This window comes from Klebsiella sp. JB_Kp042, assembly GCF_040065275.1.
Lineage (GTDB): Bacteria > Pseudomonadota > Gammaproteobacteria > Enterobacterales > Enterobacteriaceae > Klebsiella > Klebsiella quasipneumoniae.
In genome coordinates this window covers 1-11,651 of sequence record NZ_JBEAJL010000084.1, presented here as the reverse complement: position 1 = coordinate 11,651, position 11,651 = coordinate 1, and the positions used below count along the sequence as shown (strand labels likewise).

The 11,651-nt window shown below is 56.6% G+C and carries 9 protein-coding genes and 1 rRNA gene; 8 read left to right on the top strand and 2 right to left on the bottom strand.

The window, feature by feature from the left end; translation table 11 throughout:
- The first annotated feature begins 25 nt into the window (after window positions 1–25).
- From kup to rbsR, 7 genes are all read left to right on the top strand, one after another.
- Window positions 26–1,894: a low affinity potassium transporter Kup gene (kup, locus tag ABLV54_RS14660; RefSeq protein WP_004202319.1), complete on the top strand. Its 1,869-nt coding sequence runs from the start codon at window positions 26–28 to the stop codon at window positions 1,892–1,894.
- Between the two features lie 185 nt (window positions 1,895–2,079).
- The gene (gene rbsD, locus ABLV54_RS14655; RefSeq protein ID WP_004202320.1) at window positions 2,080–2,499 is read left to right on the top strand and encodes a D-ribose pyranase; all 420 of its coding nucleotides are present in this window, start codon (window positions 2,080–2,082) and stop codon (window positions 2,497–2,499) included.
- Between the two features lie 10 nt (window positions 2,500–2,509).
- The gene (rbsA, locus tag ABLV54_RS14650; RefSeq protein ID WP_023291483.1) at window positions 2,510–4,015 is read left to right on the top strand and encodes a ribose ABC transporter ATP-binding protein RbsA; all 1,506 of its coding nucleotides are present in this window, start codon (window positions 2,510–2,512) and stop codon (window positions 4,013–4,015) included.
- Window positions 4,016–4,020: 5 nt separating this feature from the next.
- The gene (gene rbsC, locus ABLV54_RS14645) at window positions 4,021–4,986 is read left to right on the top strand and encodes a ribose ABC transporter permease (protein WP_004202322.1); all 966 of its coding nucleotides are present in this window, start codon (window positions 4,021–4,023) and stop codon (window positions 4,984–4,986) included.
- A gap of 27 nt (window positions 4,987–5,013) precedes the next feature.
- On the top strand, window positions 5,014–5,904 hold the full coding sequence (gene rbsB, locus ABLV54_RS14640; protein ID WP_004202323.1) for a ribose ABC transporter substrate-binding protein RbsB: 891 nt from the start codon (window positions 5,014–5,016) through the stop codon (window positions 5,902–5,904).
- 103 nt (window positions 5,905–6,007) lie between these two features.
- Window positions 6,008–6,937, top strand: a complete 930-nt coding sequence (rbsK, locus tag ABLV54_RS14635) for a ribokinase (protein WP_023291484.1) — start codon at window positions 6,008–6,010, stop codon at window positions 6,935–6,937.
- Between the two features lie 3 nt (window positions 6,938–6,940).
- Entirely contained in the window at window positions 6,941–7,933 is a 993-nt protein-coding gene (gene rbsR, locus ABLV54_RS14630; protein ID WP_087672188.1) for a ribose operon transcriptional repressor RbsR, read from the top strand.
- Here the strand turns inward: rbsR and mdtD are convergent.
- Both mdtD and ABLV54_RS14620 read right to left on the bottom strand, forming a co-directional pair.
- Window positions 7,930–9,327 carry a multidrug transporter subunit MdtD gene (gene mdtD, locus ABLV54_RS14625; RefSeq protein WP_023291486.1) on the bottom strand — a complete coding sequence of 466 codons (1,398 nt, stop codon included), beginning with the start codon at window positions 9,325–9,327 and terminating at the stop codon, window positions 7,930–7,932. The two genes, rbsR and mdtD, sit on opposite strands and share 4 nt — an antisense overlap.
- A 12-nt stretch (window positions 9,328–9,339) precedes the next feature.
- Complete coding sequence (locus ABLV54_RS14620; RefSeq protein ID WP_023291487.1) at window positions 9,340–10,041, bottom strand: FadR/GntR family transcriptional regulator; 702 nt, start codon at window positions 10,039–10,041, stop codon at window positions 9,340–9,342.
- A gap of 477 nt (window positions 10,042–10,518) precedes the next feature.
- Here ABLV54_RS14620 and ABLV54_RS14615 point away from each other — a divergent pair.
- Window positions 10,519–11,651 (top strand): 16S ribosomal RNA (locus ABLV54_RS14615); the annotation flags it as partial.

Below are 11,651 nucleotides of genomic sequence, written 5' to 3'. Positions count from 1 at the left end.
GTTTTATAAACGAAAAGACTAGTCTATGAGCACTGATAATAAACAATCGTTGCCGGCGTTAACGCTGGCGGCCATCGGCGTGGTGTACGGTGATATCGGTACCAGTCCACTGTATACCCTGCGTGAATGCCTGTCAGGTCAGTTTGGCTTTGGCGTTGAGCGCGATGCCGTTTTTGGCTTTTTGTCGCTGATTTTCTGGCTGTTAATCTTTACCGTATCGATTAAATACATCACCTTCGTGATGCGGGCGGATAACGCCGGGGAAGGCGGGATCTTAACGCTGATGTCGCTGGCCGGACGCAATACCTCGGCGCGGATGACCTCTGTGCTGGTGATCCTCGGCCTGATCGGCGGCAGTTTCTTCTATGGCGAAGTGGTGATTACCCCGGCGATTTCGGTGATGTCGGCGATAGAGGGGTTAGAAATTATCGCTCCGCAGCTCGATAGCTGGATTGTGCCGATCTCCATTATCGTGCTTACCCTGCTGTTTATGATCCAGAAGCACGGGACCGGGATGGTCGGCAAGCTGTTTGCGCCGATTATGCTGATCTGGTTCTTGCTGCTGGCGGTGCTTGGCGCGCGAAGCATTTACGCTAACCCGGAAGTTCTGCAGGCGCTAAACCCCTACTGGGCGGTGCACTTCTTCCTGCAGTACAAAACGGTTTCCTTTATTGCGCTTGGCGCGGTGGTGCTGTCGATTACCGGGGTGGAAGCGCTGTACGCCGATATGGGGCACTTCGGCAAACTGCCGATCCGTGTCGCCTGGTTCTCCGTCGTGCTGCCTTCGCTGGTGCTGAACTATTTTGGCCAGGGGGCATTGCTGCTTAAGCATCCGGAAGCGATTAAAAACCCGTTCTTCCTGCTGGCGCCGGAGTGGGCGCTGATCCCGATGCTGATTATCGCCACACTGGCGACGGTTATCGCCTCGCAGGCGGTGATCTCGGGGGTCTTCTCCTTAACCCGTCAGGCGGTGCGTCTGGGCTATCTGTCGCCGATGCGCATCATCCACACCTCGGAAATGGAGTCCGGCCAGATCTATATCCCGTTCATTAACTGGCTGCTGTATGTCTCGGTAGTGATCGTCATCGTCAGCTTCGAACATTCGTCTAACCTGGCGGCGGCGTACGGTATCGCGGTCACGGGGACCATGGTGCTGACCTCCATCCTGTCGGCAACGGTGGCGCGCAAAAACTGGCACTGGAATAAACTGTTCGTTGGGCTGATGCTGGTGGCCTTCCTGTGCATTGATGTTCCGCTGTTCTCGGCGAACCTCGATAAGATTGTCTCCGGCGGCTGGCTGCCGTTGTCGCTGGGTCTGGTGATGTTTACGGTGATGACCACCTGGAAGAGCGAGCGTTTCCGCCTGCTGCGTCGAATGCACGAGCACGGCAACTCGCTGGAGGCGATGATCTCTTCGCTGGAGAAATCGCCGCCGGTGCGCGTGCCGGGTACTGCGGTGTATATGTCCCGCGCCCTGAACGTGATCCCGTTTGCCCTGCTGCATAACCTGAAGCACAACAAGGTGCTGCATGAGCGAGTGATCCTCCTGACCTTGCGCACCGAAGACGCGCCTTACGTGCATAACGTTCGCCGGGTGCAGATTGAGCAGCTTTCGCCCTCGTTCTGGCGGGTGGTGGCCAGCTACGGCTGGCGGGAAACGCCAAATGTCGAAGAGGTGTTCCATCGCTGTGGCCTGGAAGGACTCAGCTGCCGGATGATGGAGACCTCGTTCTTTATGTCCCATGAGTCGCTGATTATCGGCAAACGACCGTGGTATCTGCGCCTGCGCGGCAAGCTTTATCTGCTGCTGCAGCGTAACGCCCTGCGCGCGCCGGATCAGTTTGAAATCCCGCCAAACCGGGTTATCGAGCTCGGTACTCAGGTCGAAATCTGATGTCAAAAAAGCCCTTCCGTTGCGAAGGGCTTCTTGTTTCTCACTCCGGCTGTTATCTCCTGTCGCTGTCTCGCGAAACGTTTCGATAGCGATCACATTTCTCTCTTCTGGTGATGGTTTTCTGCTCACGCATTGATAATAATTATTTTAGCGAAACGTTTCGCTAGTGGAGCAAAAGAGAAAAAATGAAAAAAGGCACCGTACTTAACGCTGATATTTCCGCGGTTATCTCCCGCCTGGGCCACACCGATACGCTGGTGGTCTGCGATGCCGGATTACCGGTTCCCCGCAGCAGCGCGCGCATCGATATGGCGTTGACCCAGGGCGTACCTTCATTTATGCAGGTTCTGGAAGTGGTGACGACGGAAATGCAGGTTGAAGCGGCTGTCATCGCGGAGGAAATTAAGACGCATAATCCGCAGCTCCACGCGACGTTGCTCAACCATCTTGAGCAGCTGCAGCAGCACCAGGGAAACACCATTGAAATTCGTTACACCAGTCATGAGCAGTTCAAAAAACAAACCGCAGACAGTCAGGCGGTAATTCGCAGCGGGGAGTGTTCCCCGTTTGCGAATATCATTCTCTGTGCCGGCGTCACCTTCTGAGATCGCCGTCATGGAAGCCTTATTGCAACTGAAAGGGATCGATAAAGCGTTCCCTGGCGTCAAGGCGCTCTCCGGCGCCTCGCTGAATGTCTACCCTGGCCGGGTGATGGCGCTGGTGGGTGAGAACGGCGCCGGTAAATCCACCATGATGAAAGTGCTGACCGGGATCTATACCCGTGACGCTGGCGCTTTATTGTGGTTGGGCAAAGAGACCACCTTTAGCGGCCCAAAATCTTCCCAGGAAGCCGGGATCGGCATTATCCATCAGGAGCTGAACCTGATCCCGCAGTTGACGATCGCCGAGAACATCTTCCTCGGCCGCGAATTCGTTAACCGCTTTGGCAAAATCGACTGGAAGCGGATGTATGCCGAAGCCGATAAGCTGCTGGCGAAGCTGAATCTCCGTTTTACCAGCCAGAAGCTGGTAGGCGATCTGTCGATTGGCGATCAGCAAATGGTGGAGATCGCCAAAGTGCTGAGCTTCGAGTCGAAGGTCATCATTATGGATGAACCGACCGACGCGCTGACCGATACCGAAACCGAATCGCTGTTCCGTGTGATCCGCGAACTGAAATCGCAGGGGCGCGGCATCGTCTACATCTCCCACCGCATGAAAGAGATCTTCGAGATTTGCGACGACGTGACCGTGTTCCGCGACGGGCAGTTTATTGCCGAACGCGAGGTCTCCTCGCTGGATGAAGACCGTCTGATTGAAATGATGGTTGGCCGGAAGCTGGAAGATCAGTATCCGCATCTGGCTAAGGCGCCGGGCGCGGTGCGCCTGAAAGTCGATAATCTCTGCGGCCCGGGCGTGGAAAACGTGACCTTTACCCTACGCCAGGGGGAAATCCTCGGTGTCGCCGGGCTGATGGGCGCCGGGCGGACCGAGCTGATGAAAGTGTTGTATGGCGCGCTGCCGCGCAGCAGCGGCTCCGTGACGCTCGACGGTCACGAAGTGGTGACCCGTTCGCCGCAGGATGGTCTGGCGAACGGCATTGTCTATATCTCCGAAGACCGTAAGCGTGACGGCTTAGTGCTCGGGATGTCGGTAAAAGAAAACATGTCCCTGACCGCCCTGCGCTACTTCAGCCGGACGGGGGGGAGTCTCAAGCATAAAGATGAACAGCAGGCGGTCAGTGATTTCATCCGGCTGTTTAACGTGAAAACGCCGTCCATGGAGCAGGCGATCGGCCTGCTCTCCGGCGGCAACCAGCAAAAGGTCGCCATCGCCCGCGGGCTGATGACCCGGCCGAAGGTCCTGATCCTCGATGAGCCGACCCGTGGCGTCGACGTTGGGGCGAAGAAAGAGATCTACCAGCTTATCAATCAGTTCAAAGCCGATGGCCTGAGCATCATTCTGGTCTCCTCCGAGATGCCGGAAGTGTTGGGCATGAGCGATCGCATCATAGTGATGCATGAAGGGCATCTCGGCGGTGAATTCACACGCGAGCAGGCCACCCAGGAAGTATTGATGGCTGCCGCTGTGGGCAAGCTTAACCGTGTGAATCAGGAGTAAGAAAGATGACAACCCAGGCTGTTTCTGGTCGCCGTTATTTCACGAAAGCGTGGCTGATGGAGCAAAAATCGCTGATTGCCCTGCTGGTGCTGATCGCGGTGGTATCGACCATGAGCCCCAACTTTTTTACCGTCAATAACCTGTTCAATATTCTGCAGCAGACCTCCGTTAACGCCATTATGGCGGTAGGGATGACGCTGGTCATACTGACCTCGGGGATCGACCTGTCCGTCGGTTCCCTGTTGGCGCTCACCGGCGCGGTGGCGGCGTCGATCGTTGGCATTGAAGTGAATGCGTTGGTGGCGGTCGCTGCTGCCCTCGCATTAGGTGCGGCGATCGGCGCAGTCACCGGGGTGATTGTGGCGAAAGGCCGCGTGCAGGCTTTCATCGCCACCCTGGTGATGATGCTGCTGCTGCGCGGCGTGACCATGGTGTACACCAACGGCAGCCCGATCAATACCGGCTTTAGCGATAATGCCGATCTGTTCGGCTGGTTTGGTATCGGGCGTCCGCTGGGGATCCCGACGCCGGTATGGATCATGGCGATTGTCTTCCTGGCGGCCTGGTACATGCTGCACCATACTCGCCTGGGTCGTTATATCTACGCCCTTGGCGGTAATGAGGCGGCGACGCGCCTGTCCGGGATTAGCGTCAATAAAGTCAAAATTATCGTCTACGCGTTGTGCGGGATGCTGGCGTCGCTGGCCGGGATTATCGAAGTGGCGCGCCTCTCCTCCGCGCAGCCGACGGCCGGGACAGGCTATGAGCTGGACGCCATTGCGGCAGTCGTGCTCGGCGGCACCAGTCTGGCGGGCGGCAAAGGACGCATTGTCGGCACGCTGATTGGCGCGCTGATCCTTGGCTTCCTGAATAATGGTTTGAACCTTTTAGGCGTTTCTTCCTATTACCAGATGATCGTTAAAGCGGTGGTGATTTTGCTGGCGGTACTGGTAGATAACAAAAAGCAGTAACTGAGAACTCTACAGGACATCTTAACTATGAATATGAAAAAACTGGCGACCCTGGTCTCTGCTGTTGCGCTAAGTGCGACCGTTAGCGCGAACGCGATGGCCAAAGACACCATCGCTCTGGTTATCTCTACTCTCAACAATCCCTTCTTCGTGTCGCTGAAAGACGGCGCGCAAAAAGAAGCTGACAAACTGGGCTACAACCTGGTGGTGCTCGATTCCCAGAACAACCCGGCGAAAGAGCTGGCTAACGTTCAGGATTTAACGGTGCGCGGCGCGAAGCTGTTGCTGATCAACCCAACCGACTCTGATGCCGTCGGCAATGCCGTGAAGATGGCGAACCAGGCGAAAATCCCGGTCATCACCCTCGACCGTCAGGCGACAAAAGGCGATGTCGTGAGCCACATCGCCTCTGACAACGTGCAGGGCGGAAAAATGGCGGGCGATTACATTGCGAAAAAGCTGGGTGAAAGTGCGAAAGTCATTGAGCTGCAGGGCATTGCCGGGACTTCCGCGGCGCGTGAGCGCGGCGAAGGCTTCAAACAGGCCGTGGCGGCGCACAAGTTCAACGTTCTGGCCAGCCAGCCGGCCGATTTCGACCGTACCAAAGGGCTGAACGTGATGCAGAACCTGCTGACCGCCCATCCTGACGTCCAGGCGGTGTTCGCGCAGAATGATGAAATGGCGCTCGGCGCTCTGCGCGCGCTGCAGACCGCAGGCAAGTCCGATGTGATGGTGGTTGGATTTGACGGCACTCCGGATGGCGAAAAAGCAGTAAACAGTGGCAAACTGGCGGCGACCGTCGCACAGTTGCCGGAGCAGATCGGCGCGAAAGGCGTTGAGACTGCTGATAAGGTACTGAAGGGCGAAAAAGTGGAAGCTAACTACCCGGTTGAGCTGAAGCTGGTCGTTAAGCAGTAATATGCGATTCGGACTGGCAACGGTCCGAGGGACAATATAAAAAAAGAAAAGCAGGGCATGCGCCACCGGATCCCGGTGGCGCGCTTTCCCGGGAACAGAAACGATGAAAACTGCAGGCAAACTTGTCGTCCTTGGCAGCATCAATGCCGATCACATTCTCAACCTTGACGCTTTCCCGACGCCGGGTGAAACCGTCACCGGCAACCACTACCAGCTGGCGTTCGGTGGTAAAGGGGCCAACCAGGCGGTGGCCGCCGGGCGCAGCGGGGCGGATATCGCGTTTATCGCCTGCACCGGCGATGACGACATCGGTGAACGCATCCGTCGCCAGCTGGCGAGCGATAAAATCGATGTGGCGCCTGTGCGCGCGGTCGCCGGGGAAGCAACCGGCGTGGCGTTAATCTTCGTTAACGCCGAAGGTGAGAATGTCATCGGTATTCATGCCGGCGCCAATGCGGCCTTATCCGTCGCTCAGGTAGAGGCGGAAAAAGAGCGGATCGCCAGCGCGCAGGCGTTGTTGATGCAGCTCGAATCACCGCTGGAGAGCGTGCTGGCGGCGGCGAAAATCGCCCATCACCATCAGACCACCGTGGTGCTTAATCCCGCGCCAGCGCGTGAACTGTCCGATGAACTGCTGGCGCTGGTGGATATCATTACCCCCAACGAAACCGAAGCGGAAAAGCTGACGGGGATTCGCGTTGAGAGTGACGAGGATGCGGCAAAAGCCGCCGACGTGCTGCATGCCAAAGGCATTGGTACGGTAATGATCACCCTCGGCAGTCGCGGCGTCTGGCTCAGTGCCGAAGGCGAAAGCCGCCGGATCCCAGGGTTTCGCGTGCAGGCTATTGATACTATCGCGGCCGGCGACACTTTCAACGGCGCGCTGGTGACCGCGCTGCTGGAAGGGACCGCCCTGCCGGAGGCGATCCGCTTTGCGCATGCCGCGGCGGCGATTGCCGTGACTCGCAAAGGCGCGCAGCCTTCCGTGCCGTGGCGCACAGAGATTGATGAATTTTTAGCGCAACAGGGGTAATGCTTGGCTACGATGAAAGATGTGGCCCGCGTCGCGGGCGTTTCCACATCGACGGTGTCACACGTCATCAATAAGGACCGCTTTGTCAGCGAGGCGATTACCGCCAAAGTCGACGCCGCGATCAAAAGCCTCAACTACGCCCCCTCGGCGCTGGCGCGTAGCCTCAAGCTTAATCAAACCCGCACCATCGGCATGCTGATCACCGCCAGTACCAATCCGTTTTATTCCGAGCTGGTGCGGGGCGTGGAGCGCAGCTGCTTTGAGCGGGGTTATAGTCTCGTACTCTGTAATACGGAAGGTGATGAGCAGCGAATGAATCGTAATCTGGAGACGTTAATGCAAAAACGCGTCGATGGATTACTGCTGCTGTGCACTGAGACCCACCAACCCTCCCCGGAAATTATGCAGCGCTATCCGTCGGTTCCGACGGTCATGATGGACTGGGCGCCGTTTGATGGCGATAGCGATCTAATTCAGGATAACTCGCTGCTCGGTGGCGATATGGCGACCCAGTACCTGATCGATCAAGGGTATTCACACATAGCCTGCATTGCCGGCCCGCTGGATAAAACCCCGGCGCGTCTGCGCCTTGAAGGTTACCATGCCGCGATGGCGCGCTGCGCTCTGCCCGTAGCCGAGGGATACGTGGTGACCAGTGATTTTGAGTTTGGCGGCGGATTTAGCGCGATGCAGCAGCTGCTGGCGTTGCCGCAGCGGCCGCAGGCGGTGTTTGTCGGTAACGACGCCATGGCGGTTGGCGCTTATCAGGCGTTATACCAGGCCGGATTGCAGATCCCGCAGGATATGGCGCTGGTGGGTTACGATGATATTGAACTGGCTCGCTATATGACGCCGCCGTTAACCACCATTCACCAGCCGAAAGATGAGCTGGGGGAACTGGCCATCGACGTGCTGATCCATCGCATGGCCGACCCGCAGCAAAAACAGCAGCGCGTACAGTTAACCCCGGAGCTGGTGGTCCGCGGCTCCGCTTAGCGTTTGTGCCGCTCGCTAATCAGGTTGCGGCCATCCTTCGCTCTCAACAGCATAAACATCAGCGCCGACACGATGGTTATCACGCCCATGGTAATAAAGGTGTAGTGAAACTGCTCTACGGTGCTGGCGCTGTCAAAACCTTCATAGAAGCGCAGCACCGCAGCGCTGATGGCCACTCCGAGACTGATGGAAAGCTGCTGGGTGACTGCCAGCAGGCTATTGCCGCTGCTGGCATTGTCATCCGTCAGATCGGCCAGGGTAATGGTATTCATGGCGGTAAACTGCGTGGACATCGCCATCCCCAGCACGAACAGCGGCAGAAGCAGCATCCACAGCGGCATTTCTGGCGACTGCAGCGAGAACTGGGCAATCATAAGGCCAATAAACACGGTGATCCCCACCAGGGTCTTACGATAGCCAAACCAGCGCAGCACCTGGGTAACGGTAGATTTCGCAATAATCGAGCCGATAGCGGTGGGGGCGATCATACAGCCGGCGATAATGGCCGGATAGCCAAAGCCAACCTGCAGCATGAGCGGCATCAGAAAAGGTACGCAGCCGGTACCCAACCGCGTGGCAAGGTTGCCGGCAATGCCGACCGAGAACGTATGGGTTTTAAATAAAGAGAGCGAGATCAGCGGCGCAGGATGGCGGCGCGCGTGACGAACATAGGCCAGGAGCAGTATCAGACTGACGGCGATCACCGCCAGCGCCAGCCATGTCGCCACGATTTTTTCGCCAAACAGTTCAATACCGCTGGAAAATAACACCAGGCTTAAGCCAAATAACAGAAAACCGGTTATATCGAAGCGTCGGCGCGGCGTTGTGAAATTTGGCATATATTTACGGGCATACAGAATGCCGATCACGCCGATGGGAATGTTTATCAGGAAAATCCAATGCCAGCTGGCCCAGGTCACAAATACCCCGCCGAGAACCGGGCCCAGAATCGGTCCTACCAGTCCCGGCATGGTGACAAAGTTCAGTACCGGCAGCAGTTCGCTGCGCGGATAGGCGCGCAGGAGGGCTAGCCTCGCCACCGGCATCATCATCGCCCCGCCGACCCCCTGAATAACGCGAAAAATGACCAGCTCCGTTAATGAACTCGAGAGCGCGCAGGCGAGGGAGCCGAGAGTAAACAGGCTAACGGCGATGATAAAGACCCGGCGCGTGCCGAAGCGATCGGCCAGCCAGCCGCTGACCGGGATCAACATCGCCACCGTCAGCGTATAGCTGATGATGGCCGACTGCATCGCTAAGGGAGAACGATTAAGACTGTGGGCGATAGCCGGGAGGGCGGTGTTAAGAATGGTGGCATCCAGCGCCTGCATAAAGAAGGCCATCGCCGCGATCCACGGCAGGCCTGCCATGCTGCGCCCTTTTTTTCCGCTCATGCCAAATCCTTGTTATTGATTTACGTGGTGTGGGGCGTTCAGCAGCGCCTGGCAGGCGAGCAAGGCACCTGGCGCATCGCTATTGAGAATGGCATCGACGATCGCCTGGTGGAGATCGAGCTTCACGACTTCATTTTGCGTAATCGACGTGAAGTAGGTGTGGTAGACGGAATGAAATAAAGAAGCGAATGAGCTGAGGAAAGGATTGCCGCTCATTTCATAGATATGTTCATGCCAGGCCATATCGACGTCTATCCAGCGATCGCGCTGAAAATGACGTTTCAGGGCAATCATCTCTTCCATTAGGGTATTGAGTTGCGCTTTCTGCTCTGCGGTGCCGTGGGCGGCGGCGAGGAAACAGGCCTGTGGCTCCAGGCTGCTGCGCATGACGAGAAAGTGGCTCACCACCTCTTCGAAGTTATCTTCCGTGAGCCACCAGGAGAGCAGTTCCTTATCCAGGAAGTTCCAGCTGCTGCGCGGCATTACCCGGGTGCCAATGCGAGGGCGGGGCAGCAGCATGCCTTTTGCAGTCAGCGTCTTCACCGCTTCGCGGACGGCGGTACGACTCACGCCGAACTGCTCCCCTAACTCCATTTCGCCGGGAAGAATGCTTTCCGGCTGATATTCGCCAGTCAGTATCTTTTGGGCGAGCTTCTCGGCCAGTACCCAGGAGATGTTCTTTTGTGCCGCCAGTTGCTGTGCGCTTAAAGACATAAATGCCGTTCCTTTCTTTTCTCTACACTAACAGTATGCCACCAGGCGCCCCGTTTCGTCGGTTAAAACAGCAAAACGGCGGTTTTTTGCGACATTCCTCGCCGCATTGTTGAAAAAAGAGACGGTTGAAAAGTTTTTTTGCATTTCCCCTTGTCACCTCAGAATTACTCCCTATAATGCGCCTCCACTGACACGGAACAACGGCAAGCAAGCCGCCGGGTCAGCGGGGTTCCGGTGAGAACCTCGCAGAGAAAAGCGAAAATAAATGCTTGACTCTGCAGCGGGAAAGCGTAATATGCACACCCCGCGCCGCAGCGAAAAACGAAGCGGCACTGCTCTTTAACAATTTATCAGACAATCTGTGTGGGCACTCAAAGTGACATGGATTCTTAACGTCCTCGGACGAAAAATGAATACCAAGTCTCAAGAGTGAACACGTAATTCATTACGAAGTTTAATTCTTTGAGCATCAAACTTAAATTGAAGAGTTTGATCATGGCTCAGATTGAACGCTGGCGGCAGGCCTAACACATGCAAGTCGAGCGGTAGCACAGAGAGCTTGCTCTCGGGTGACGAGCGGCGGACGGGTGAGTAATGTCTGGGAAACTGCCTGATGGAGGGGGATAACTACTGGAAACGGTAGCTAATACCGCATAATGTCGCAAGACCAAAGTGGGGGACCTTCGGGCCTCATGCCATCAGATGTGCCCAGATGGGATTAGCTAGTAGGTGGGGTAATGGCTCACCTAGGCGACGATCCCTAGCTGGTCTGAGAGGATGACCAGCCACACTGGAACTGAGACACGGTCCAGACTCCTACGGGAGGCAGCAGTGGGGAATATTGCACAATGGGCGCAAGCCTGATGCAGCCATGCCGCGTGTGTGAAGAAGGCCTTCGGGTTGTAAAGCACTTTCAGCGGGGAGGAAGGCGATAAGGTTAATAACCTTGTTGATTGACGTTACCCGCAGAAGAAGCACCGGCTAACTCCGTGCCAGCAGCCGCGGTAATACGGAGGGTGCAAGCGTTAATCGGAATTACTGGGCGTAAAGCGCACGCAGGCGGTCTGTCAAGTCGGATGTGAAATCCCCGGGCTCAACCTGGGAACTGCATTCGAAACTGGCAGGCTAGAGTCTTGTAGAGGGGGGTAGAATTCCAGGTGTAGCGGTGAAATGCGTAGAGATCTGGAGGAATACCGGTGGCGAAGGCGGCCCCCTGGACAAAGACTGACGCTCAGGTGCGAAAGCGTGGGGAGCAAACAGGATTAGATACCCTGGTAGTCCACGCCGTAAACGATGTCGATTTGGAGGTTGTGCCCTTGAGGCGTGGCTTCCGGAGCTAACGCGTTAAATCGACCGCCTGGGGAGTACGGCCGCAAGGTTAAAACTCAAATGAATTGACGGGGGCCCGCACAAGCGGTGGAGCATGTGGTTTAATTCGATGCAACGCGAAGAACCTTACCTGGTCTTGACATCCACAGAACTTGCCAGAGATGGCTTGGTGCCTTCGGGAACTGTGAGACAGGTGCTGCATGGCTGTCGTCAGCTCGTGTTGTGAAATGTTGGGTTAAGTCCCGCAACGAGCGCAACCCTTATCCTTTGTTGCCAGCGGT